Annotated in this window: 13 protein-coding genes; 6 read left to right on the top strand and 7 right to left on the bottom strand. The window is 58.9% G+C overall.

What is annotated here, in order from left to right:
• Nucleotides 1-218: 218 nt before the first annotated feature.
• On the top strand, nucleotides 219-11,789 hold the full coding sequence (locus NZK35_RS27695; RefSeq protein ID WP_259635769.1) for a S8 family serine peptidase: 11,571 nt from the start codon (nucleotides 219-221) through the stop codon (nucleotides 11,787-11,789).
• Nucleotides 11,790-12,058: 269 nt separating this feature from the next.
• Here the strand turns inward: NZK35_RS27695 and NZK35_RS27690 are convergent, their stop codons facing one another.
• Genes NZK35_RS27690 through lhgO form a run of 3 tightly spaced genes read right to left on the bottom strand, consistent with a single transcriptional unit; the run spans nucleotide 12,059 to nucleotide 14,880 of the window.
• Nucleotides 12,059-12,865: an ABC transporter permease gene (locus NZK35_RS27690; protein WP_259635768.1), complete on the bottom strand. Its 807-nt coding sequence runs from the start codon at nucleotides 12,863-12,865 to the stop codon at nucleotides 12,059-12,061.
• Nucleotides 12,862-13,662, bottom strand: a complete 801-nt coding sequence (locus NZK35_RS27685) for an ABC transporter ATP-binding protein (RefSeq protein WP_259635767.1) — start codon at nucleotides 13,660-13,662, stop codon at nucleotides 12,862-12,864. The genes NZK35_RS27690 and NZK35_RS27685 overlap by 4 nt, the downstream gene beginning before the upstream one ends.
• A gap of 12 nt (nucleotides 13,663-13,674) precedes the next feature.
• Nucleotides 13,675-14,880: an L-2-hydroxyglutarate oxidase gene (gene lhgO / locus NZK35_RS27680; RefSeq protein WP_259635766.1), complete on the bottom strand. Its 1,206-nt coding sequence runs from the start codon at nucleotides 14,878-14,880 to the stop codon at nucleotides 13,675-13,677.
• 89 nt (nucleotides 14,881-14,969) lie between these two features.
• Here lhgO and NZK35_RS27675 point away from each other — a divergent pair, with 89 nt between their 5' ends.
• Nucleotides 14,970-16,301: a DUF58 domain-containing protein gene (locus NZK35_RS27675; protein WP_259635765.1), complete on the top strand. Its 1,332-nt coding sequence runs from the start codon at nucleotides 14,970-14,972 to the stop codon at nucleotides 16,299-16,301.
• On the top strand, nucleotides 16,288-18,834 hold the full coding sequence (locus NZK35_RS27670) for a transglutaminase TgpA family protein (protein ID WP_259635764.1): 2,547 nt from the start codon (nucleotides 16,288-16,290) through the stop codon (nucleotides 18,832-18,834). Before NZK35_RS27675 ends, NZK35_RS27670 begins: the two co-directional genes overlap by 14 nt.
• A 6-nt stretch (nucleotides 18,835-18,840) precedes the next feature.
• On the opposite strand, the gene NZK35_RS27665 is transcribed toward NZK35_RS27670, so the two are convergent.
• Nucleotides 18,841-20,079 carry a response regulator gene (locus NZK35_RS27665; RefSeq protein WP_259635763.1) on the bottom strand — a complete coding sequence of 413 codons (1,239 nt, stop codon included), beginning with the start codon at nucleotides 20,077-20,079 and terminating at the stop codon, nucleotides 18,841-18,843.
• 219 nt (nucleotides 20,080-20,298) lie between these two features.
• On the opposite strand from NZK35_RS27665, the gene NZK35_RS27660 reads away from it, so the two are divergent.
• Both NZK35_RS27660 and NZK35_RS27655 read left to right on the top strand, forming a co-directional pair.
• A complete protein-coding gene (locus NZK35_RS27660) occupies nucleotides 20,299-20,466 on the top strand; it encodes a hypothetical protein (RefSeq protein ID WP_259635762.1) in 168 nt (55 codons plus the stop codon).
• Nucleotides 20,463-20,927, top strand: coding sequence for a hypothetical protein (locus tag NZK35_RS27655; RefSeq protein ID WP_259635761.1), 465 nt, complete (start codon nucleotides 20,463-20,465; stop codon nucleotides 20,925-20,927). The genes NZK35_RS27660 and NZK35_RS27655 overlap by 4 nt, the downstream gene beginning before the upstream one ends.
• Before the next feature lie 202 nt (nucleotides 20,928-21,129).
• On the opposite strand, the gene NZK35_RS27650 is transcribed toward NZK35_RS27655, so the two are convergent.
• On the bottom strand, nucleotides 21,130-22,173 hold the full coding sequence (locus tag NZK35_RS27650) for a type II secretion system F family protein (RefSeq protein WP_259635760.1): 1,044 nt from the start codon (nucleotides 22,171-22,173) through the stop codon (nucleotides 21,130-21,132).
• Nucleotides 22,174-22,320: 147 nt separating this feature from the next.
• A complete protein-coding gene (locus NZK35_RS27645) occupies nucleotides 22,321-22,605 on the bottom strand; it encodes a hypothetical protein (protein WP_259635759.1) in 285 nt (94 codons plus the stop codon).
• A 152-nt stretch (nucleotides 22,606-22,757) separates the two neighbouring features.
• Here NZK35_RS27645 and NZK35_RS27640 point away from each other — a divergent pair, with 152 nt between their 5' ends.
• Nucleotides 22,758-23,591 (top strand): sensor histidine kinase, encoded by an 834-nt coding sequence (locus tag NZK35_RS27640; RefSeq protein WP_259635758.1) that lies wholly within the window; start codon nucleotides 22,758-22,760, stop codon nucleotides 23,589-23,591.
• Nucleotides 23,592-23,628: 37 nt separating this feature from the next.
• On the opposite strand, the gene NZK35_RS27635 is transcribed toward NZK35_RS27640, so the two are convergent.
• Nucleotides 23,629-26,874: a protein kinase domain-containing protein gene (locus NZK35_RS27635; protein ID WP_259635757.1), complete on the bottom strand. Its 3,246-nt coding sequence runs from the start codon at nucleotides 26,872-26,874 to the stop codon at nucleotides 23,629-23,631.
• Nucleotides 26,875-26,882: the final 8 nt, after the last annotated feature.

The following is a 26,882-nucleotide window of genomic DNA, read 5'->3' as shown; positions in this document are numbered from 1 at the left end:
GTTTTATCATCCTAGCTTCCGCTGACGCTGAGGGGTTCGATCGGCACCTAAGCCTGTCGTTGGTGATGTGCGGAGTCGCATATGACTAGTGACTGGTTTTTTTGGTAGGTACGCCATCGATGGGCAATGATTACCCCACATCGCACGCTTTCGAAAAGCGTGGTCGGTCTCTTCGCACTTGTAAGAACGCAGAACTCGGAAAGCGCCAGCGACTGCGATTGCATCTCGAGCAACTCGAATCGCGTTACCTGCTGGCCGGCGATTTCGGCGGCACCGCGGATCAGCCGCCGCCTGAATCTCCGGCACCGATCAGTTGGTTCGAGTCCTTTGAGAACGTCCCGCGGCTCGAGTTGGAATCACTCGCCGCGGTCGACGCGGTCTATCCCGATGGCTTTCAAGGTCCACGTGAACTCGCCGCCGGCGAATGGATCCTGCAACTGACCGACTCGGTCGCCGGGCGAGTTCACGTGTTGCAGACGGCTGACCGGCATTTGGATGGTGACACGATCGACTTCACGATCATCGCGGGACTCGGTGCTGAAGGCCTTGTCCTGGTCCGCGGAGAAGGCGTGACGCAGGCTGATATCGAAACGAGTTTGCTTAACAACAAATCAGTGGCGTCGTTCACGCTCAATTCCGTGATCACCGGACAATCGACCGTCCCCAACGATGCGGACTATACGGCTGGGCTGCTTGATGGATTGCAAGCAATCGACGCCGAAGCAGCGTGGAACAGTTCACGCGGCGATTTGAATACGGTGGTCGGAGTCGTCGATTCGGGAATCGACTTGAATCACCCCGACCTCTATCTCAACATCTGGGTCAACCAAGGGGAGATACCGTCGAGCTTCAAACGCGATCTCGTCGACATCGACAACGACGGCCTGATTACCTTCTACGATTTGAATAACGTGACGATTGGTCCTGCGCCACAGTACGCCCTCTCAAGCGCCGATTACGCTGCGGGTCCTAATGCAAACTGGTTGAAAGACCTCAACCACGACGGTTTGATTAGCGCGGTGGATCTGTTAAACGATCCCAAGTGGTCGGACGGACGAGACACCGACAGCAATGGTTTCTTTGACGATCTGTTCGGAGTCAACTTTCGTAATGGCGCTGAAGAGGTGTTTGCCCCGAATGAACCGATCGATGCACTGGGCCACGGAACTCACGTGGCGGGCACGATCGGTGCGATCGGCAGTAACAACCTTGGCGTTGTCGGCGTCAACTGGCAGACTTCACTCATGTCGCTGCGGATCTTGGACAACAACAACCGCAGCGATGCCGGAGCGGGATTGCGTGCGGTCAATTACGCCCGCATGATGCGCCAGCGGCACGAAGTGGATGCCGCAGGCCGAACGTCGGAGGGAGCCAATGTCCGCGTCCTCAATAACAGTTGGGGACAGCCGGGAGGCTATGAACCCGCGTTCGAATCGGCGATCGGCGAACTCGGAGCGTCTGGTGTGTTGTTTGTTGCCGCCGCTGGCAATGGAGACATCTTTGGAAACGGTGTTAACAACGATACAACCCCTTTTTATCCGGCAAGCTATGAGGCTGCGAATGTACTCTCCGTTGCGGCGTCAACGGTCTCACAAGAGCTCGCGACCTTTTCCAACTTCGGTACGTCATCGGTCGATCTGGCCGCCCCTGGGACCGGTATACGTAGCTCAGTTAGCGGGGGCGGCTACGGCAGTGCGAACGGGACGAGCATGGCGGCGCCCCACGTCAGCGGCACCGCGGCGCTCCTTTGGTCCGCCCTTCCGAACGCGACCGTAGAAGAAGTCAAATCGGCGATTGTCGGGTCGGTCGATCCGATGGTCGGTGGCGATGCACTGCTGACCAGCGGAGGTACCTTGAATGCGTCTGCCGCGATCGATGCAGACGTGTTCGGACCGGCGGCTCGACTCGTGACCAAACCGGATATTGCGAACAGTGGGGGAACAAGCACTGAATTCACAGTCGAGTATCTTCACCGTAGTGGGATCGATACGAGCAGCGTGGGCGATGATGATCTGCTGGTCAGACGTTCGTGGGGGCCGCAAGCGCCGATCCCGGCCAAGCTCAAGCCAGGGTCGATCGTCCCGCTTGACGGGGGCAACGGCATCGCGGCGACTTATGTAATCGATGCTCCGGGCGGTGGAGACTTTGACAATCCGGTCAATGTCCCAATCGGAGACGCATCCCCAAGAACCATCACGTCCCAAATCATGGTGTCGGATGTTTCACAATTGATCGCCGACTTGACGCTAACGCTCGATATTCAACATAGCGACATCTCGGCACTGACAGTGAAGCTGATCGCACCCAGTGGGCAAGAGGCAATCCTGTTTTCCGGTGTCGGCAATGCCGGGGGTGATTTAGCGCAAGTCACTTTGGACGATCGGGCGGCAATTTTGATCACTGCGACAACCCCGCTGGCCGGCCAATTCTATCGCCCCGTCGAAAGTCTCTTGGCGCTCGGAGCGAAGGGCCCCAACGGCGTCTGGACGCTTGAAATTGAGGATGTGTCATCGGCAAGTAGCGGATCGCTCAACGGATGGTCGCTCGACTTCAACGGCAGCTGGGATGCGGTGGACTACGGCTCGTACACCGTATCAACCGTCGCCGATTCGGTGGCCCCACTGATTGGAGTACAATCGATCAATGCGCTGGACATCGGCACTTTTCAGGTGCGAGTCGAAGACGATCCGACCGTGTTCTACGTCGAGCAGCCGAGCGATATACTCGGCATAAGTTCACTTCGTGATGCGATCGTCGCCGCCAATCACGCCGCACCTGAGCCGCGTACCATCATTGTCGATGCCGGACATTACTCTCTGCAGATCCCGCCCGAGTTGGACTCGACGTCGCCTTTTGCCGATCCAGATGTCGTGGAAGTGTGCCGCTATGACGACCGTGCGGTTTGGTCTGACGCCGCCAGTGGCGATTTAGACATCTCCGGTTCGATCACGATCATCGGAGCAAATGTCGGCAGCACGGTAGTCGACGGCGCAGGGATCGACCGCGTGTTCAAGGTCCATCCGGGGGCGGAGCTAAGACTGGAGCGATTGACCGTCAGCGGTGGTGTTTCTCCGCCCTTTCAGGGAGGTGGCGGAATCCTTTCATCCGGACAGTTGGAACTCCACGACACGGAAGTGCGTGACAACACGGCGAGTGAAGTCGGATTGAATAACTACCAACACGGCGGTGGCGTTGCAGTCTGGGGTGGCGAAGCAACCGTCTATCGGTCGTGGATCCATGACAACGAGAGCAATTACGGTGCGGGGATCTATTTTTGCGGAGACGGCACGGGAGTGATTTCTCACAGCACGCTCAGTGAGAATGACGGGGGCGGCCTACACTCCCATTCCGATGGCGACGTCAACGTCAGCAACTCAACGTTTTCCGGTAATCGCGGCGGAGTCGGCGCAATATTCAATGGCAAGCTCAACGGTGATTTGTATCCGAACGGGAATAGTTTCAGTCCATCGATCAGCGGAGACGGACGCTACGTCGCGTTTGCATCTTTCGCAAGCAATCTGCTTCCAGGCGACAGCAACGACGAGAGCGATGTCTATCTTCGTGATCGAGTCGATGGAACGCTTCGACGAATCAGTGTTTCGGACGACGGATTGGCATCCGGCGGCTGGGATCCGAGGGTGAGCGCAGACGGTCGATTTGTGGTTTTCTCATCGGATCAGCCATTGATGGCCGGAAATGCGTTGACCAGCTTGTACGTGTACGACATCGAGAATCGACAGCTCGCGCGGATCCGACCCGCAATCGGCGGAACCGACGGCAACGGCGATACTCTCAACGGTTCCCTCAGTGCTGACGGTCGATTCGTCGTTTTCCAATCCGGTGCCACCGACCTGGTATTCAATGATACCAACGGGAAGGACGATATTTTCGTTTATGACCGTGTCAATCAGACGACCGAACGGATCAGCGTCAGCGACTCCGGTGGGCAAACAAATGACGACAGTTCGGAACCTACCATCAGCAATGACGGTCGATACGTGGCGTTCGAGTCGGACGCGGATAATCTGGTCGCGTCCGACACGAACGGAAACAGTACCGATGTCTTCGTCCGAGATCGAATCGCCGGTACAACCGAATTAGTCAGTCTCCATTTCAACGGTTCGCAGCTTCGGTACTCTGTTGGTGATCCTGAAATCAGTGGTGATGGGAAGTTCATCACGTTCACAGGCAGGCTGCTGAGTGGCCTTCCAAATAGCATCTTTCTATACGACCGCGAGGCGGGAACGAGCGAACTGATCAGCGCGAATCAGAATCCTGACGCGGACGATGCCTACCAACCGACAATCAGCGACGACGGTCGGTACGTGGCCTTTCTGAATTTCAGAGTCTCATCTGGATATATTTACGAAGACATCTACCTGTACGATTCAGAAACCGAATCGCTCGAACAAGTCAATGGTAGCGACGACGGATTGCCGCCGGGCACAGACATTTTCCGACCGGCATTGAGCGCCGATGGTGGTTCCGTTGCTGTTGTCACAGAAGGCGTCTTTGAACCGCCCGAATACAGCCGTCATGTGTACGTCTTTGATTTACCCGACGCACTGAGCCCGATCTTCGACGAGGTTGAGTCGCTGGTGACGGTCAGCCAGACAACCGTTGCGAACACCGAACAGGCGGCGAATTCCGTACAGGGCAACGTGCATCTGGTTGACACGTTGGTGTCCAGTGACGCTGCAGGAATCGGTTCAACGGTATCGCTGGACAACGTCGTGCCACAAACAGGCCTGATCGGCCCGCTGCAACAGGAGTCGGGCGGACCGCCGATCCATCGGCTACTGTTCGGTAACCCGGCAATGAATGCGGGCTCGGAACAATATATCGGCGATGTTGATCAACTCGGCACTCCGCGCGTTGTTCCCGACATCGGTGCCCAGGAGAGCGTGGCGGGAATGGTTTCGACTCGAGTCTTCATCGATCGCAACGCGGACCAGCGGATCGGGCCGGGGGAGGCGGGAGTTCCCGAAATCGAGGTCATCGCCCGAGGCAGCGGTGGTCAAGTCTTTCGCACGTCGTCGGTCATCGATGACCCGACAACCACGACGGTCAATGAAGCCGGCTTGGCGGAGTTCGCGAGTTTACCTGCTGACGAGTACGGTTTCGAAGTCATCGCGCCCCCGGGCTGGACGCTTTCGCAACCGACGATACAGCGCGTCCAAGCAAGCGGTGGGTTTGGCCGGACGGCGCTGAGCAAAGATGGCCGATTTCTTGCGTACAGCTCGTTCCTGCCTAGCCTTGTGCCCAACGACACAAATGATGCTTCGGATGTTTTCGTCAAGGATCTCTCCAGTGGGTTGGTCGAACGCGTCAGCGTCAATAGCGATGCGACGGAAGGAAACAGTCATTCCTATGAACCCTCAATGAGTGCCGATGGTCGATTTGTGCTGTTTGCATCTCATGCGACCAATCTCGTGCCCGACGACGCCAATGGAACCTATGATTTGTTCGTGCACGACCGCATCGATGGCACGACCGAACGGGTGAATATTGGCAGCGACGGCGCTGAAGCAAACGCGGGTGTCTTCCAAAGGTTGATCAGTGAGGACGGGCGATATGTATTCTTTGACACGACCGCATCCAATCTCGTGCCAAATGACACGAACAACGTCTATGACGTTTTCGTTTTCGATCGTCAAATGGGAACCTCGCAACGGTTAAGCTTGAACGCGAACGGTTCGCAGCGAACGTTTGACAGCACCCTGAAAGCGATTAGTCCCGACGGCCGATTTATTGCTTACGGTTACAACACCGGTTCAGGCGGTGATGCCTACATTCTTGATCGAGATACCGGCAGCTTTGAAACCGTCAGTTTTGGGAATGGCTTTGGCTACTCGGCGCTCAGTGCCGATGGCCGATTCTACGTCTATGAGTCGTCAGACCGTCTTCGAATTTGGGATCGCCAGACGGGAGCGTCCGAACAATTCCCAACCAATCTCCAAGGGAATCCCGCATTTGCCGTAAACGAACCGGCCCCCGCTATCAGTGATAACGGACGTTTCGTGGTGTTTCCCGCGGAAGATTCAAACCTGGTTCCTGACGATAACAACGGCACTGCCGACATCTTCGTCTACGATCGCCAGGAAGACCGTGTCGCGCGGGTCAGTGTAGATGTCGATGGCAACGAAGCAAATGGCACAAGCAGCGATCCAACGATCACCGGAGACGGACTTTTCATCGCTTTCTCGTCTGGTGCTTCGAATCTGACATCAGGTGATGGTAACGGCGCCCACGATCGATTCGTGACTCTCAATCCCTTCGTTCCTTATGTGATCTCTCGTACCGTTCAGCCCGGTTCGACGACCAATGACTTTGGGATCGGGTTGATCCCCGATACCGGTGTGATCAGCGGACGCGTGTTCGAAGACGTCATCCAGAATCAGACCGCCGATCCCAACGAACCGGGGCTCTCGCAATGGACGGTATTCCTGGACACCAACGGAAACCAGCTGCTAGATGCAGGTGAACGCTTTGTTGAAACCGGTTCGGACGGCAGCTACGCCTTCACCGATGTAGCCGGCTATCAGCAGTATCAGGTCAGGGTCTTGTCGCACTCCGGATGGGAACACGTGACTCCGGGCCCGGCCGATGACTATCAGTGGGACATATTCTTGCCGGCTGCCGGGGCAATCAGCGGGCGAGATTTCGGAGTTCGACGGATCATCAGCACCGGACAGTCGACTCATTCGGTTGCTGCCGGCCGTGTCTACGAGGACCTGAATAACAACCAGCAGTTTGACGAGGGTGTCGACATGCCAGTGTCCGACATCCCCATCTTTCTCGATGCCAACAATGATGGGCAACACACCGCCGGCACCGATGAACCGATTGAAGTCACGCAGCTTGACGGAACATTCGAATTCACCGGGCAAGCAACTCGAATTGTTACGGTCAGGGCACAACTCGACGAAGCGTCGGTGCTTGCCAATCCGGTCGGCAATGACTTCGCAGCGGCGACCTACGACCTGTTCACGGGCCCGACCAGCTTTCGGACACCCAGTTCGGCCACGCACGCCGACTTTGATCAGGATGGCGACGAAGATCTCGCCGTGTTGCTGAGCGATGGGAATCAGCTTTCCATTCGGCTCAATGGCGGGGACGGATCGTTTCATCCGGTCGATATCGACATCTCACTTGGCCAAACAGCGACACTTCCTGGAACTTCACTCCCGCTCGAGATGATCGTCGGTCAGTTCAATGACGATTCCGCCGGACGATTCGACGTTGCCATCGTCGGGCAGGCGAGCAACAACGTGCTGGTGCTGCTGGATTATGAGCACTCCTCCAAAGATTTTCTCGACCGCAGGTCGGTTTCCGTAGGGAACAATCCGGTCAGCTTGACGTCAGGAGACTTTGACAAGAACGGGACGGTTGACTTGGCCGTCCTGAATTTCGGTTTCAGCGTGCTTGCTCAGGAGTCACCGCTGGTGTTCGCCAAGTCTGCCGAAGACTTTCAATTGCTGCTCAACGACGGCGCCGGCAACTTTGCGGCGCAGACAGCGGTGCCAGTCGCGGGAGACGACCCGATCGCAATCCTTTCTGAGGACTTCAACGACGACGGCAATCTGGACTTGGTCGTCCTGCATCTGTCCCCGACGTTGCCAAATACGCCGTTTGGCGACGTCGCCCTCTACTCCGGAAACGGAGGTGGCGGGTTTTCGCTTTCCGGTCGATCCCTTGTCGAAGGCGGACCTCTGGAGATGGTCACGGGAGACTTTAACGGTGATGCGATTCCCGACTTGGCCGTTGCAAACGTCCTGCAAAATACCCTGTCGATCCTCACCAGCAATGGCGACGGTACTCTCAAGAACGAGACGGAATATCCCGTCGGCAGTGGAACTCTGGGCGTCGATAGCATGGGAGTGGCTGACATTGACCGTGATGGTGACCTAGACATCATCGCAACACGATTACAAGACGGTAGGATAACAGTTTTTCGCAACATTACGGACACATCCGCTGGTCCCGTTCATGTTCGGTTTGAACCACTGGAGAGTTTTGGCACGGGGCAATTCTCGGTGTTTGAACGCGCACCGATCGTTCTCGCCAACTTTGACAATGATGTCTCCGGACCCAACGGCGAGGGAACAATCGATATTGTTGCAATTCCGAAATCGACGGCGACGATCAATGTGCTACTCAATCGACTCGTCGATGGCGGTCACCGGATTGCTCTGGATGGGCTGAACTCGATCTCAGGCCTGGACTTCATCGTCACACCGACCGGTGACGTGGTTCCCCCGTTGGTCACGGACGTGCGGATCGCCGCGTCCGGTTGGACGACGAGTTTTCGATCCGCCGTTGATCCGCAAAATCTGCGCGGTGTCGAACTTCCGGGACCGACTGCGTTGCGGCCGCTCTCTTGGAACGGCCTGGACACGCTCTTTATTGAGTTCAGTGAAGACATTCAAAAAACGACCGGCGGCTCGATCGATGCGGCCGACCTGACGTTGGCCGGTGCCAATGTGCCGGACTATGAGACCGCACCGGAGTTTGGAATCACAACCAGCTATACCAATGGCGGAGGCGATGGTCCGTTCCTGTTGACGATTCAGTTGGCGGGAGCGGTTGACTTTGGCGCGGATCGCATCGCGTTGGGCATCGGAGATTCGATCGTCGATTTGGCCGGCAATCCACTCGGCGGGAACTCGATCTTTGGGTTCAACGTGCTGCCTGGTGACGTCGATGGCAGTGGCGGTGTCTTGGCCACCGATGTGCTGACGATCAATGCCAGTCAATTCACGTTCGCCGGTGCGGCGGGCTACGACGCCTTCCGCGACATCGACGGCTCCGGAGCGGTCTTTGCCAATGATGTGTTACTGACGAATAGTCGACAATTCACGTTCTTGCCCCCAGAGCCGAGTCCGCCCGCCGAAGGGGAAGCCCCGGTGTCGCTGATGGTGGAGGCCGAAGGCGAAGACGCTGGCGCGGCCGGAGTGAAATTGTTTGGCGAAATCGAGACGTTCAACGGACCGGGAACTTATACGCTGGACATGTATGTCGAGGCGGTCGGCGGGCCGGTTTCGATTGCGGGCTTTAACGCGCCGCTGTTGGTCGATGGGACCGGCGTCAGCTTTGCCGGTGACGACACGGCGTTTGCGCCCAACGCTTCGTTCGATCTGGAATTCGTGACGGGACTGGGGACGCCCGGCGTCTACGGCGTGGCCGGATCTTTGGGGCCGGGATTGCAACTTGATGCGGGCCAAAGTGAAATTCTGTTCTCGATTGATCTGGTGGTCGATTCGAACTTTGATACCGCCGCGGATGTCGTCAGCATCATCACCGAAGGTCCGTTCGCATCCGCGTTGCAATTCACCGATGCGGATTTGGCAACGATCCAAGATGTCACCATCGAGTCGGCGGCTCGGATCACCGTGCCTGTCCCGCCGGTCGTTTTGCTGAATTCACTTGCGACGGATCCCGCAGACTTGCCGCAAGGCGCCCAGCCTTCGTCTTGGGACATCCAGCGCGACCAAATCCGCGACATCGTGATTGAACTTCAAACGCCGATCGCGGCACTGCCCGCCGGTGGAATCACGCTGACAAACCTAGGCGCCAACGACGGCGATCCGGAAACGGTCATCGAGCTGCGAGTCGACCAAGTTTCGCTCGATGCGAACGGAATCGCGATCACGATCTTGCTGGACGCGAACCAATTGCCCGACGGACGTTACAAATTGGAATTGTCGCCGGAGGTCACGAGCGGGTCGGCGTTCGCCTTCATCGCTGATGATCAAAACCGGTTCTTTGTCTTGCGCGGCGATTGGGACGGGAACAGCAGTGTCGACCTGCGAGACCTCGAGACTTTTGCTTACTGGTCCGGCATCCCCGGCGGCGTACCCGACTATGTCAATGACGACGGCATCGGGGGCATCACGATCGACGACCTGGCCGGATTTGAAGCCAACTATGCAGTCAAGCTGGATGTGCCGGGGATGACCGAATCAATTGATCCAGCATGGATCGATGCCGAAGCGTTCGAGCGTGCGAAAGCGACGATCATCGAGCGGACGGATGTCAACGGCAGCGGAATGGCTTCGCCCTTGGACGCCTTGAATGTGATCAACCGAATCGCAACACAGTTCGTCGGCACGACCGATTGGCAATACGATGTCAATCGTGACGCCGAGATCACTCCTCGCGATGCGTTGTTCGTCATCAACGCGATCGCACGAGCGTCTTTATCCGATCTGAAGCCGGGTGAAGCGTCACCCACCGAACCGATTGCGTTGCGATCGAGCACCACTGTTGCGGCGGCCGAGGCGCCGACTGAGTCATTGTCGGATGCACCGACCGTGATCCTGGACCTGGTCGGTGGTCGTCAAACCTATTCCGGTCCAGGGACCTACACGTTCGATTTTACGATCACGGCAATTGGCGGGGACCAGACCATCGCCGGATTCAATCTGCCGCTGCGTTTCGACGTCCCCGGAGTGACGTTTGGCGGAACGATCGACGATTTCGTTCGCAACCCAGCGTTCAGCTATGAATATGTTGCGCCGCTCAGCCAAGCCAACCACTTCGGCGTCGCGGCATCAAGTTCAAGCGGCCTTGCCTTGGCCCAGGGACAGACGGCAGTACTGTTCAGCATCGTCGTTGATGTTTCAGCGTCGGTCGACGTCGCATCGGAGCTGGAAATCGCCGTGCCGATCACGGAGGGGCCCGATGCGCAGGGGATTCAATTCATCGGAACCGGCATCGAGGTGATCGACCCGCCGAATTTTGTTCGCGGCGCCGTGCTGGCTCCGCCCGGGCCGGGGATCCAATTGACCGGCGCGGTTCAGGAGTTCAATGGCGCGGGGACGTATACGCTGGATTTCATGGCCGAAGCGCTGGGGGGACCGGTCTCGATCGCCGGTTTCAACGCACCGTTGATGATTGATGTTCCCGGTGTGACGTTTGCGGGCGATGCGTCGGCTTTCCATCCTAACGCGTCCTTTCAAAACGGGAATGAGTATGTGACTGCGTTCGCGTTGCCGAATGCCTACGGAGTGGCAGCATCGCTCGGCGACGTTTTGCAACTCGCAGAAGGGGAGCGAGTCGTCCTGTTTTCGATCGACGTGGCGGTTGATCCGAGCGCGGGGATCGGAGCGGCGGCGGAGGTGGCAAAGATCATCACCAGCGGAACGCTCGCCAGTAGTCTGCAACTGATCGATCCGGACGCGGAACCGATTCTTGATGTCTTCGTCGGTGCGAACGCAATCCTTGCTCGCGCGATTGACCCTGTCGTGATGATCAATGACGGATCGTCGACGCGATCTCAGATCACGTCGCTGGTGGTCACGTTTGACGCCCTGGTCGATCACACGGATCTCGCCACTGCTTTCCGTTTGACCAATCTTGATTCCGGCTTGGCAGTTGGCACGATCCAGATTGCCGCGGTCGACCAAGGCACGCAGACGATCGCGACACTGACGTTTGATGGGGTTTCCACGATTGCTCGTCAAGGCACCGGATCACTCGGAAACTCTCTCGCAGACGGAAACTATCGATTAGACATCTTTGCCCAGCAGGTTCAATCGAGTAACGGTCAGCAATTATTTCGCGATGAACAATTCGGCGACAACGCGACCGATCTACTGTTTCGTTTCTTCGGAGACACCGACGGCGATCGGGACGTTGATGGCCAGGACTACGGACGGTTCGGCCTGGGTTTCTTGAAGTCATTCGACGATCCCGGCTACGATGCCCCCCTTGATTCGGATGGTGATGGCGATATCGACGGTCAAGACTATGGTCGCTTTGGGCTGAATTTCCTGAAGAGTATGTAGCGAACCCGCACCGGCAGATCACTTCACACCTCGTCGAGGTGGCTCCCTCAGGATCTATCGCGTTAAAATATCCAGACACCTCAATGCCAGAATCCACGCCATTCGGCAATTCGAGATTGGGCCGGTTTCAGCGCCGAAGTTGGACCAACCGCCAGCTCGAACGAAATCCGCTTTAGCGCGGAGGTGTCGGCGACCGAAGCGGGTTTTGGACCGCACCTTGCACGCTCCGGTGGCCGGCGCTGGGGCGTGTATCTTGGCCCCGGAACAATTCACGCGGCGTCCATCCAGCGCCGCAGCAGGGTCCGCGAGATCCCGTGGACCAGGCCGAAGAGAAACAGGCCCAACAGCGTCGAGGTGAACACGGCGGCGATCAGGGCGTCGGTTTTGACAAAGCCTTGCCAGTGCGTCATCAGCGTTCCCAAGCCGTCATAATCGGTGCCATTGCCGACAAAAAACTCCGCCACGATCGCGCCGATCACCGCCAGCCCGCTACTCGTCTTTGCCCCCAAGACCAGGTAGGGCACGGCGGCGGGGATCTGCAATCGCGTCAGCTTTTTTGCCCGCCCGGCCCCGTATAACGAAAACAGGTCCGACCACTGACGATCGATCGCCATCAGTCCAGCCGTCACGCTGTTGACGATCGGGAACAGACACACGATGACCGTCACAATGACCACGGTGCGAAACTGGTATCCGCTCCAGATGATCAACAGCGGGGCGATCGCGACAATGGGCACGGTTTGCAGGAAGATCACATAGGGAAAGAACGCCAGCCGAACACGCCGGGACTGGGAAAACGCAACGCTGATCAGCGATCCCAGCCCGATGGCGGCCAGCAAGCCGGCAGCCGCGGCCAATCCGGTCGCATACAAGGCCTTCAACAATTCCATTCGGTTCTCCGCCGCCGCCCTCCAAACCTCCGCCGGTCTGGGCAACAGCGCCGACGGCATGTCGAATCCCCAGGCCACCAGCTGCCAAATCGCGACGGCGATCACGGCGACCCATAGCGCGGGTCCCCACTGGCGTGCCGCGTCGGAGACTTGAGTTGCCGGAGAGCGTTGGGCGGCACCGCTCATGGCGTGTCCTCCTGCGATCGGTCGGTCGCGGACGAGGGGCCGCGTAGCGAATCACTGACGACGCCGAAGAACTGAGCGAAGTCGGGCGTTCTCATTTGTGACGGGCTGCGCGGCCAGGCGATCGGATTGTCGATCACCGATTCCAAGACTCCGGCACGCATCACGGCGATTCGATGCGAAAGCAAAATCGACTCGCTGATGTTGTGGGTGACCATCACGGCGGTGAATTGTTGCTGCTGCCAAAGCGACAGCAGCAGCCGGCCCAGTTCGTTCCGGAGCATGTCGTCCAGGGCGGCAAAGGGTTCGTCCAACAGCAAGATGCTGGGGCCGGTCACCAGGGCTCGCGCGATCGACGCCCGCATCTGCATGCCGCCGGAAAGTTCGTGCGGTCGCTTGTCTCTGGCGTCGGCCAGTTTCACCGACCGCAGGGCATGTTCGGCGGCCTCACGTCGCTGTCGGCTGGTTCCCCGTCCGATCAACTCCAGCGGCAACAGGACGTTTTGCAGCGTGCTCGCCCACGGCAGCAGGCCGGGTTGTTGAAAGACGAAGCCGATTTGTCCTTTTCTGGCGATGGCGACCGGATCGAGTTCGACGCGGCCCTGGGTCATCGGTTGCAGGCCCGCGATCGCGCGCAAGAGCGTCGTCTTGCCGCAACCGCTGGGGCCGATCAGGGAAACGATTTCCCCGCTCTGGACCGTCAGTTCCACACGATCGACCGCCACCGAGGACGGAGTGAATTGGACCGTGACGTCGCGGCAATGGATCGATGAGGCGTCCGGCCGATCGTTGGGCATCATTGCGTTCACGCTTTAACGCTCGACCTGGTCGACAATGGTTTGGGCGATCGCCAACGAAGCCGTTGCCGCGGGCGATGGAGCGTTCAAGACGTGCACGGCAGCATCACTCCGCTGAAACAGAAAGTCGTCCACCAATTCGCCGTCACGCGAAACCGCCTGGGCACGGACACCGGCACGGCCTCGGACCAGATCGGACGCGGTCAAACAGGGCATCAACTTTTGCAGCGCAGTGACGAAGGCCGCTTTGCTGAGCGAACGGTGCATCTCTCCCAACCCGGTTTTCCAATGTCGCAGCGCCAGTTTTCGAAACCCGCCGAACCGAAGGGTTTGCGCGAGGTCCGTCAGCCGGATGGTTTTCCAATCGTATCCCGCGCGAGAAAATGCCAGCACGGCATTGGGGCCACATTCCACACCCCCGTCGATCATCCGCGTGAAATGCACCCCCAGGAAAGGAAACGAGGGATCCGGGACGGGATAGATCAGGTTTCGAACCAGTGTTTCGCGGCCAGGCGCCAGTTCATAATATTCACCGCGAAACGGGACGATTCGAATTTCCGGCGAGACGCCAGATAAGGCAGCGATTCGATCGCACTGCAATCCGCCGCAATTGATCATCATCGCGGCGTGGAACACTTTGCCGTCGGCGGCGGTCAGACGAATCGATCGGACCGTCGCATCGATGGCCACGATTTCGGATCCGAACACGATCCGCCCGCCTGCATCGCGGACACAGCGGGCCAGTCTCTTGCACACCGTCGCGTAGTTCACGATCCCGGTTTCGGGCACGTGCAGGGCTGCAATACCGGCCGCATTGGGTTCCAGCTCGCGCAATTGATCGCTATCAAGACGTTCGTAAACGATGCCATTTTCGGAACCCCGGGCGGCGATTTTTTCCATCGATTCCAATTCGTCGGGATCGGTGGCGACGATCACTTTGCCACAGCGATCCCAGGGAATCTGGTGTTCCTCGCAAAACGCTTCCAGCTCCGCTTTGCCGCTGCGACAGGTCGTGGCCCGAATGGAACCCGGTCTGTAGTAGATCCCGGAATGCAATACCCCGGAATTGTGGCCGCTTTGGTGAGCGGCGACGTCGGATTCCGATTCGACGACGACGACCGAGCAGTCGGGGAAACGCTGCACCAGACGCCATGCGGTCGCTAGCCCTACGATGCCGGCACCGATCACAATGAAGTCGTTTTGATCGGCGCTAGAGGGCATCGGGGCGAGCGGTACAATGGGGGGAGCGAACGTGAATCGGCCGGTCGTGATACTATAGCCTTTGAAAAACCTCTCCTCCAACGGTACTGATGGCGACAAGTCGATCCAAACCGCTGTTCCGTTACCGCATCACGCGTCTGGGATTCCATTTTTTGTTCGTCGCATTGTTCGCGATGATCGGCGGGTCGCTGCGCGGATTCAATCTGTTGCTGGTGTTGGCGGGGTTGCTGATCAGCATCGTTCTGTTGCAATGGCGTCAGGGACGCCATGCGATTCGGCAAGTGCGACTGCATCGTCACGAGGTGAGCGGCGTGTTTGCCGAGACACCGATGGCGATCCGCTATGAGATCAACAATGCGGGACGGTTGCTGCCGCTTTGGTGTTTGCGCATCGAAGACCGCGTGATCGCACAGCCAGACGTCGATGCCGATCGTTCCGACCAATCCAGTGACGATCCACTGCCAAAACCACAGGAATCAGAACTCCGGCAACCGGTCCCCTTGATCGGCAGTGTGGGCAATGTTCCGGCCGGTCAAACACGCGGCATGTCGGTGCTGTGTCGCTTCCATCGTCGCGGGCGATACCAGTTGGGGCCGGTTGTCGTCTCCACGACGTTTCCGTTCTGTCTGATGAGTTGCGAACGACTTTCTCGTGAGACGGTCGAACCGCTCTACATCTACCCGCGGCTGATCACGTTGCGTCGGGGGTGGAAGTCGCTGTTGCCGCCACGGCGGGGCGGCGATGGTCATCGGTCGACCGGTGGAAGCAATGAAGACGGCGAGTTCTTCGGGCTGCGTCCCTGGCAATCGGGCGATCACATCAAACACATCCATTGGAGGACAACGGCGCGGATCGGCGAACCGGCCGTGCGACAATTCGAACAGCGGAACCGACATCAAATCTGTCTGGTGGTCGATGCGGTCGACCGCCCCGACGCACCCGGCATCGTTGAACAGGTTTTGGAAGTCGCCGCGACGCTGATCAATGAACTGGCATCACCGACCAGCTCGGTGGCGTTGCTGGTCGCCGACGCCTTTGTCGCCAACGCATCGCCGCGTTCGAACGTCCATGCGTCGATCGGGGCGGATGCCACGGCGCTGCTGGAGCGTCTGGCCATTGCCGAATCCGTGCATCTTGATGCGTCGCAAGCCGATCCGTTGCTGCGCGCGGTCGTCGATCGATCGTCCCAGCTCCAGGCTTACGATCTGGTGGTGGTCAGCCAGCGAGGATTCAAAGACGCGTGTCAATCGTCGGATCGGTCCAGCCAACAGGCGTTGTCGGTGTGGCGTTACTTTGATCAACGGTCGCGGCTGTCTTGGATCGATGTCAGCTCGCCGCCGGTGCGACGATTGTTGGCCGTCGACGCGGACCGTGTGGTGACCGATGGCAAGACGGAGGAGGCCGGGTATGTCCATGACTGAGGGGGACACTGCGGATCTTCCCGATTCGCTGCGTGGTGAGTTGCTGGCCGTGCCGTCGGTCCGGACGCGATTGGAGTTCCAATTTGCGTTGTTGTCGGCGGCCGGTGGGTTGGTGTTGGCGGGCGGTCAAGGCACCGAGAGCATCGCCCTGTTGGCCGTGTTTTCCGCGGTCGTCGGATTCGTATTCGTCGATTGGTTGCGTTTGATCGAATTGCCGCCGATCGGCGCCTATTTGGCAATGGCGGGCGCCGCGGTGTACTGCGTGCAAGATTTCTGGGGGCTGCAACAGCGGGGCGAGCCGCAGATGGTCTCCGTCGCGTTGTTGTTGGTCTTGGTCCAGGGCGTGTTGATGATGCAGCGGAAATCGCGGCGCATCTTGGAACAGTTGGCGGTGTTCTGTTTACTGGAGTTGGTTGTCGCGGCGATCTTCAGTGATGCGATCGGCTTCGGCGTGTGGATGATTCCGATCGCGATTGTCGGCGCCAGTGCGCTCAGCCTGTTGGGGCTGGTCACGATGATGGAGAGTCTCGATGTGACCTTGGACCGACCGGTCCCCGAGCCTCCCAAAACCAGACTCGGACGTTTCGTCCAGTTCATCATTGGGAGTCGTGACGACGTGCCGCCGCGCAACGCGATCGTGGCCACGTCGTCGCCGGAATCGGTGATTTCGATTTATTGGGCGGCCGGGCCTTGGTCACGCTACGCCCTGCTGGTGCTTTCGCCGGCGGTGATTGTGATCGCGGCGGCGTTTTTTTACGTTTTGCCGCGTCGCGTCCAGCCGTCACGATCGAACGCGCGGGGTCCCGCGATGGTCGGATTTGATGATGAAGTGCGGATGGAACAATTGGGCCAGGTGATGCAAAACTCTGACCCGGCGGTGCGGGTCAAGTTGACCGAGAAGGACAGCGGTGAACCTTACCTGATCAACGACAGTTTGTATTTGCGGGGGAAAGTGCTGGAGTCCTACGAAGTCGACTACTCCACGGACCGGCCGATCGCCAAGTGGGTTTCGACCGACCAGAATTCGATCAGTCGCCGCGGCCGCATTCCCAGCGCCGATCGCCCCCGCGGACGATCCGACCGCATGCCGTATGACCGTGTGCATGTCAAGATCACGTGTGAAGCGATGAGCCGGCCGGCGTTGTTTTCGATCGCACCCTACCATCGAGACGGCGACGCCATCGACGTGGTTCACGCGATCGATCGATGGACACTGGCCCGCGAATCGTCCGAACCGCCGTATCCACGTATCAGTTACGAATTCGGCACGCACGCGTTTTTCGATGGCATTCAGACACGCTGGATCGCCCAAGCGTCGGAGTCGGAGCGAGTGATCTCACCCTACGAACTGACTTGGCAACAGAGGTTGAATACCCGAGCGCCGCGGCCGAAGCGGGACTACGAAACGGACTTGCTTCGAATCGATCGGGCCAGTGTGCCGACCGCGGTCCGGTTGGCGACACAGGTCTTGGACGACATCCGTGGCGACACCCTCAGCCTGTCGCGCGCGGCGGTGGCGATGGAGCAATATTTGAAGACCGATCCTGCGTTTTCCTACACGTTGAACTTGGACGCGACGCCGATCCCCGGTGTTGATCCGGTCGAGCAGTTTCTGTCCGTCGATCGACGGGGTCACTGCCAGTACTTCGCATCATCGCTGGCATTGATGCTCCGCAGCGTCGGGATTCCCTGTCGCGTCATCGTGGGGTATCGGACCGAGGAATACAACAACATCGGCAAGTACTACATCGCCAGGCAGTTGCACGCCCATGCCTGGGTCGAAGCGTTGATCGAGCGAGACCAGATTTCGGCGGACGGTCGTTTGGCCGGTCAGCGGGCCGGTCAGCGGGCCGGTCAGCGGCGATCCCCGCGGTACTGGATGCGACTCGACCCGACACCCGCCGAAAGTGCGCTCGACGACGGCAATCCGGAGGGCGTCGATGGACTGTTGAACTTGGCGAACAATGTTTGGGAAGATTACGTCGTCGAGATGGATGCGCAACGCCAACGCGATGACCTGGTGCAAGCGACCGGACTGCGCGACGTTCGGAGTTCGTATCAACGCATGTGGAGCGATCTGAAAAGCAAGTTGGCTGCGATCCGTGCCGGGCGACTGGAGGGCGGGGAGATTGATTTACCCCTGCAGTCCTTGGCGATTTCCGTCTTCATCGCCGCCACCGTGTTCGCGATACTCGCCGTGTTGCTGCGGTTGCGATGGCCACAGTTTCGACGCCGCGGCAAGGCGAGCGGAGAGGCACACGCCCTGCAGCCCCGGTTGCCTTTTTATGCCGAAACACTGAAGCAACTCGGACGTGCCGGGGTCACACGACGTTCGGACGAAACACCGAGTGAATTGTTGCAACGCGTGGGCGAGCGTTATCCCGATTTGCGGTTTCTGACCGATGCCTTTGAACGCTGCCGGTATGGACAAACCGAACTCGGCAATCGGGAATCGATCGAACAAGCGCTGTCGGCATTAACGGCCAACGTCGAGGGGCAGCTTCTGGCGCAGAAATCCGCGGCGCGTCCGTGACGCCGTTTAGAGACTGACGTCTTGCGGGAGCGGTGCTTTGCGTGACTCGTCGTTTCGCTTGCCCACGTCGGAGCAAAGGTTGTGCCACGATTCGAGCTTTTCGCCACACACGACCATCTCGAAATAGCGGATCAGCTCGTCATCCGGCGTAGGCAGAGGCAACTGACTGCCGGCCCGGCTGAGAAAATTGGACGCAACGACGGCGGTCAGCGGCGAGAACGACATCTCGTATGCTTTGGTCGGCGTGTGATGCAACGCGACGATTTCGATGATCGTTTGTGGCAGCCCCCAGACGCTGAGTAGGTGGGCACCGATGGCGGCATGATCGGCGCCGAAGATCTGGCGTTCGGCCCGCCACAAGGGGATGTCATCGATCTCCGCTTTCAACGCCGCTTGGGCACACGTTTTGGGGTCGATCGAATGCAGCACGAGCTTGCCGATGTCGTGGAGCGTGGCCGCGGTGATGGCGTCTTCAAGTGCCTGGGAGTCGAGTCGTTCCCGTCGGCCGATCAGCTTGGTCATCCGGGAGACGCGCAAGCAATGTTGCATCAACACTTCGGCGGAAAACCCGTTCACGCCGAGTGCTTCGAATTCTTGGAAAATGCCGATCGCGAGCACGAGTGACTTCAGTGTCGATGCACCCAGCAACGAAACCGCTTTGATCGGGTCGGAAATATGATGGCTTAAACAGAAGATCGCCGAGTTGACCAGCTGCAGCACCTTTGCCGTCATCACGGCGTCCTTGGCGACGATCTGGCCGATGGACGAGATCGAGGCGTCTTCGTTGCGCAGTGCGTTGGTGAGTTCTCGATAGACCGCCGGGACACTGGGCAAACGAGAAAGCCCACCGACCAAGCGTTGCAGCGAATCGGAAATCAAGACGTCTCGCAACGCGCAGGCGCGGTCAATCGTCGTGCGAAGTTCGAGTGCGTCGCACGGTTTTGGCAAAAACTGATGCATCGCCATGATCGATCGAAGCACGGCATCGCGATCCGATGGCTTGGACAGAACGATCCGCACCGTGTTGGGATAGTGCTTGCTGACATAGTTCAAGAGCGCCGCGCCATCCATGCCCGGCATTCGCATGTCGGTGACCACGGCGTCGTACTTGGCGGTCGCCAACATCTCAATCGCCTGTTCGCCGCTGGTCGCGAAATCGCAATCCCAATCGACATCCTCCGCAATCAGCTGCCGTTCCAGCTGACGCAGCACGTGCGGTTCATCATCGACGAATAAGACGGTCACCCTAGCCGACTCCCGGTAACGCAAATCAACGTGATTTGCAATGAAACGTTTTTTAAAAAGCCGTCGACCGCTGTCGGCTGACCTTTTCCTCATGGGAACGCTAACACGCGGTTCACCATCAACCGGCGAAAGCCACCGGGTTGAGGGAATTCCTCCTCCGTGCGTCCCTCGGGCGGTGAGAACGCATCGCTCTTTTCATGTGCGTTGTTGCACACCCGAATGGGATTTTGGCTCAAATCGATTCTCGACTGCGTGTTGCCGTTTTCGGTGTCCGGCAATTTTGCTACTGAAGAGCAATTGATGACGCTTGTCCATGAGACTTCGATCCGTGGTGTCGCCGCCGGGAGGCTTGGCTGCGATGCGCTTCAGCACCAGGCTTTGAAATGAGATTCAAATTCGTCCTGTTGGCGATTCTTACCAGCATTCCGCTCGCCATGCTCACGTGGGCCGATCCGGTGGTTCAGCCGATCGAACGATCCGAAGGCGTTCTGATGCGTTCCAAGTTGAAACGATCACAGCACGTTTTGGAGGGTTTGCTGCGCAAAGATTTCCCCGCGATCGCCCGTGGTGCGAAGGAAATGAAGTTGATCAGCGAAGCGGCCGAATGGCCGAGGGCACGGGATACGGTGTACGAGCATTTCAGTGCCGAGTTCCGCCGTCAATGCAATCAGCTCGAAGAGCTGGCCGAGGAACAGAATCATCAGGGTGTGACGTTCACCTACTTGCAAATGACGAACCTGTGCATTCAATGTCACGACTATGTTCGCGATTCGTTGCGGGTCGCCGAACCCAGGGGACGTCACGGCGTTCAGTTGATCCCGGCCGAATGGCCCGAGGGCAGTCGGTGACAAGTGCGGCGTCCGTCGGGAGTCTAACGGCGATCTGTTGGCCGGGCGGCGCGAGCCCTCCGGTCTTTCACGTTTTTCATTTGATCCGAAACCGGACGGCTCGCGGGCTGTCGATTGAGTCGGGATCTGCTGAGTCAATGGTGAGCCGCTGNNCGACAGCCCGCTCGCGCCCTTCCGCTAACACGTTCGTTGCCGAAGTGTTTTAGTTCAATCCCGCTGCTTCATTGACCGCGCCCAGGTACACCGACGCAAAGCGGAAGATAAAAAAGATCAGGATGCCGGCGACGGTAAGCCAAATGACGCCGGTGGCAACGCCCGCAAGCGTTCGCATCGCCATTTTGGCTCGCTCTTCATACTCGACCGCCAAGTGGTCGATGGATTCGCTTTCGGTGCCCGACATCTCAGCGACTTCGACCAGGTGCAAGAACGGATCGGGAAACAAGTCGGTCCCCCGCAATCCGCCGGCGAGCGTGTCGCCCCGATCACGGATCGCCGCCTCAAACATCTCGCCGCCGCTGCGGTAATAGTCGCTGTCGGTGCTGTCCAAGCTCAGTTTGACGCTGCGGATCGGATCCAAGCCGGCGCCGAGGGCGAGCGCGAGCGTGCGGGTGAATCGGGACAAGGTGATCGTTTGAAGGGAAGGTCCAAATTTCGGAATCAGGTACAACAGCGGAACCAGGTTCTGGACGCCCGCGAGGTTCTGTCGATAGGCGTAGTACAGCGACCACAGGATGGCGGCGACACAGGCGATGTAGCCCCAGAAAATCAACACGCCTTTGCCACCGCGAAGCCCGAATCCCAGGATGTCCGTCATCTGGCCTCCGGTGGACGGAGTCAAGATTCCCATCAAGTAGATCACAATCGAGATGACGCCCAATCCGAGTACCAGCTGAATCACCGGCCAAGCGATCGAGGTCAGAAACAGACGTCGGAGCGTCACCTGTTGCTCGAAGTGCGTCGCCAACGTTAGGAAGGTGCGTTCCAAGGTGCCCGTGCTCTCCCCGACGCGCGTCATGGAAATCATCAAGCGGGGAAAAAAACCTCCACGCTGTTTCATCGCGTCGCTGATCTGAAAGCCCGCTTTAACACTTTCCAACACATGCGAAATCGCTTCACGCTGGCGTGGCGAACCGTATTGGGTTTCGGCATGGAGCAGTCGCAGGAGATCGGCACCGGCGCGCAACCCGATCCCCATCCGCCGACAAAACCCGCCGGCTGCCGCTATTCCCATTCGCCTAAAGAACATCCGCTACGCCTGAAAGATTGATAAAAAGAGGTGTCGTTGTACCCGAGCGCCTCCATTGTATCGATCAGGCCGCACGCTGCGCGGTGAAAGCGACGTTCCGCTGGGCCCGTCGTTTTTCCCCGCACGCTGGCCGCAGCGACTCTGGCTCTAAGCAGCGACTCTGGCTTCGCGGCGAGCTTCGCGTTGGTTGCAATACGACGCGATGATCTCGTCGATCTGCTCCAGTTGTTCGCCGGTGGAGGCAGTCAGGTCGAGAAACAGGATTTTTTTCGGGCCGATTTGACACCAGCCGGGCATTTGGTCGTGCAACACGATTTTGCGGACTTCAAAGCCCATTTCTTTGGCGGTGCCGATCGCTTGGGCCAAACGCTGGACGATATTGGGAGATTCGGTCACAGAACGTGGGTGGGACTGTTGGGGCACGGTTGGCATCTCTTTCTCCGGCAACTTTTCCGATTGTGCGGGCCGTCACCAGCACTGGCAAGCTTTGCCTGCGGCCCAGGACGGGGTGTAGCAAATCAACTGCGGCAGACGATAGGTCAAAGGAGTCACGATGCAATCGCCAGCCAACCCACCCGGGGATCATGAACGCACCCAACGCCATCCCAACGCCGCCCGCGACGTCAACCTCCTCGTCAAGCGGCAAACCGGTCTCCACCGGTGCGCTGGCGGGTGGTTCCCCGTTGAGTGACGAGCAGCAGTACATCCAACACCTCAAAGCACAACTCAGGCAGTCGCAATCGATGGCCACCCTGGGTGAATTGACGAGCACCGCGACCCACGAATTCAACAACGTGTTGATGACGATCATCAACTACGCCCGGCTCGGGATCCGTAATCGCGACGACGCTTCACGCGACAAGGCGCTCGGAAAAATCCTGGAAGCGTCCGAACGTGCCTCGAAAATCACCGGCACGATTTTGGCCCAGGCACGCAATCGCAGCGAATCGTTCGAACCGACCGACCTGGGCGGCCTGATCCTGGACACCCTGGTCTTGCTCGAACGCGAAATGAACAAGTATCGGGTGTCGGTGACGACCGAAATTGAGCCGGGGGTGGCCAAGGCGGTCGTCAGTGGAAATCAAATCCAACGCGTGTTGCTGAATCTTTTGATCAACGCCCGACAGGCAATCGGCGAATGTGGCAACCTGTTGATCCGGCTGGCCAACAGCGAGGACCCCCAGTGGGTCGAATTGGTCGTCCGTGACAGCGGGTCGGGGATCCCCGCGGAGACGCTGCCGCAGATTTTTGATCCCTTCTTTTCGACCAAAGTAGGGCCCGACGAATCGGGCAAAGGCGGCACAGGACTGGGGCTAGCAGCCTGTAAAGAGATCATCGACGCGCATCGCGGCAAGATTCGAGTCGAGAGCACGGTGGGCGTCGGGACGGCATTCACGATTCGTCTGCCGCGGGCGTAGAGTCGCAAGCTGGCAGCTTGCGCCACCGGCTCGATCCTCAGCCCCAATCCAGATCGCATCGCGTGGCGAGACGATCGCTGATGCGACCGTCGTCACCGGTCAACGCATCCAGCCAAGACAGCACGTTGTCCAACTTGATGTCCCGCGCTTCGTGGATGAGCATGGGCATCGCAGCCCGCGTCTGGAACGTGGTCAGCGACACATCCTTGGAGCTGGGCAGTTGCGACTGCAGCATCCGCTGTTCCGATGCATCGCGAGTGATCAGGTAGATGCGTTGTTTGCCGCCACATTCCAACAGCGGTGGTCGAACGGCTTCCAACGCGGACTCCGCGGTCAGGCTGGGCGGTTTGCTGGGAGACGACCAAGAATGGGTCTGCGTCATCGCGACCGGATCGGATTGCGGGTTGAAGCATGTGGTCTTGCCGAGGACAAGTTCATCGGTCGTGGCGATCGACGACGTCTTGGTATCCAGACAGTCCGAACCGCGTGACTCAATCGCCCGGGAGTCGGAGGCCTGCGAATCGCCCGAGGAGGTGATGGCTTCGCGGATCAGACCGGCCGCGATGATCGACAAATCGTTGACCACCGTGTCCGCGGTCACGCTCGCCGGAGCCTGAATGATGCGGAACAGTTGACTGACGGCGTTGGCGGTGTGGAGTCGGTCGACGATGCCGGGCAACTGGTCACGAATCGATGGGGGCAGCATCGACCATTGGTCAACCGCTCGGCTGTCGTCTTCGGCCAGGTTGGCGATCGCCTGGGCGAGACGGGTCGAGGCGTCGACATAGGTTTCGGTAAGGTCGGCCAGTTTCTCCGCGAGCGTCGTCGCGACCGATGCGGCGGCGCGGCAGGCGATGATTCCGACCAGTAATTCGCCGATGCCACAGGCGCTGCGGAGTGATGCCATCGGCCGTCGCGGTGGCTGGCCACCGATCGTCGACGGTTGGTCCTGCGGAGCTTTGCCTTGGTCGGCAAGCTGGCGAAATTCGTCTTCCGATTTCTGCAGCAGTGTCTGCTGGAGTTCTGTCAGCGCGTGACGGATTTCATTCAGCCCGGTAATCGTCGACGACAGATTGAGTCTGGCGTCTTGGATTCGAGCATTGATTTCGCGTTCGATCTGTTCGACGATCTGCCCGGCCAACACCTCGGTTTGGTCCAGATCGATCACGCCCGTCAGCCATTTGACCAGATGCGACCTGACGGCGGCTGGATTTTTCAGCAGCGATGAGTCCAGGCTGCCGAGTCGTTCCATCAGTTTGGCTCGACGGTCTTGGCGGTTGTTGCCGAACCATTGTTCGGTTTGCCCGCGCAGCGCATCGCCGTCCAAACGGCAGCGTCGCCAGACACGTGATGAAAACTCTTTCGCTGCGGGCGTTGCATCACGCGGGTTGCCCAGCCATCGCAGCAACAGCAATTTGATCGCATGTGGCGCCAGCAGACTCGGTTGTCGTTCCCCGGGGTCACCGATTTGGGCGACGCACAGGGTCCGAATGGTCCGCTGCCCCGATGGTGAGTCGTCTTCTTCGAGTCGTCCCCTGGCAAACAGTTCGCCGCAATCGCTCGCATCGGCCCACAGGTAATCGACGACCGAGTGCAGCGGTGAGGGGGCACCGGGACGATCGGACTGGGCGATGACGTAGGTGTGGTGCAATGGCGTTCGGGCAGCGGGAACACTCGGCCACCCCACGCCGGCGTCTCCGGGATAACTATTGCCCGGCATCAAGAAGTGCGCCAATTCTCGGATCGCGGATTTGGTCGAGTGCAGGGCGAGCGGTCGCGAGGGATCGCCTTGGAATCGATTGGTCGTCAGAAACGACAAGATCGGTTCGTTTTCCAACGCCGATTCGTCGAGCAAATGGCGCAGCAAGTAGACGATGTCGAGATACATTCCGCTGCCGGTCCCTCCGGTCAAGGAGCCGACGACATAGATTTTGGGTGGGGCGTTGTCGCCGCTGGCAACGTTCAAGGCCTTGACCGCGTCACGCAATGTCTGCATCACTTGTTCGCCGTGATCGATCAACGCCAGACGCCCCAGTGGCCGCATCCCACCGGTATGGCCGTTTCGTGGAACGTTATAGATCCAGCGTCGCGAAATGGTCTTCAAACGCTCCGTCCCGCTGTTGCGATACTCGTTGGGCGTCCGCAATCGGGCTTCGACGACGCGGCAGCGCGGGACCACATCGGTGCCGTCGACCATCAACGCGGTTTGCGTCGTGACGGGGTTGGTATCGATCAGGACGCTGTGCAGGACGACGGGAGATCCGGCGCCGAATTCATAAATTCGCGACCGCAACTCACTGAGACAATCCGCACCGGTTCCGCCCAGAGCGACCACCAATGCTTGGCACTGGTGCACATCGCTCGCCGAGCCGACGGTGCCATCGAGTTGCGGCAGGTTTTCGACCACGTGGGCGGCCGGTTGGGTCGCCGCTTCGACGGGGTGATCAGCGGCAGCGGTGTGTCCGGCATGGGGACGCAGCAGTTTTTCGACGAATTCGGTGCAACTGGCGAATCGCCGTTCCGGCGACTTTTCCAATGCCCGTGCCACGCAAGGGCGATCGCTGGCCGGCAGCGGCTTCAGATTCGGGGCGTTGTGAACATGTTGGGTCGCGAGCTGCGCGATCGTCCGTCCACTGAACGGCCGCGTGCTCGTCAGCAGTTCCTGGTACATCACCGCCAAACTGTATTGGTCGCTGTGGAGGCTGGGGCGACCGTCAAAGACTTCCGGCGGCGCATAGATCGGAGTCAGCCCGCCGACCATGCTGCATTCGACCTCGCCGAGGTCTTTCAATAAACCGAAGTCAGCGACTTTGACCCGTCCGCCAACGATCAACAGGTTGGCCGGTTTGATATCCAGATGCTGAAGCTTGTAGAGCTGGTGCAAATAATCGAGTGCATCTGCGGCGTCTTTCATGTACCCGAGCAGCACGTCGCGGGGGATGCCGCAGGAACCGCGGTCCTGGTGTTGCTTGAACACGTCCTCCAACGATCCGTCGGCCAACTCCGTCACGATGACCAATTGGTTTTCGATCAGTTCGAATCGTTCCAGTGTCAGAATGAACGGATGCTGCACACTCTTGATTCGCTCGAGCGACTTCAGTTCCTGTTCGGCACGCCGTTCGTCCTGTTGTCCGAAAACGAACTTGACAGCTTTCTTCAATCCACCGGGGGCCACGGCGCGCCAGACTTCGCCGTACCCGCCACGGCCGATTCGTTTTTCCAGCACGTACCCTTCGATCGGCTCGTAGCCTGCTTGAATACGTTTCGATTTGACAGTTGTCATCTTCCGTT

It is taken from the genome of Stieleria sedimenti (assembly GCF_025060895.1).
GTDB lineage: Bacteria > Planctomycetota > Planctomycetia > Pirellulales > Pirellulaceae > Stieleria > Stieleria sedimenti.
Note: the sequence above shows the minus strand (reverse complement) of the source record. Positions and strands in the feature narration are given on the sequence as shown.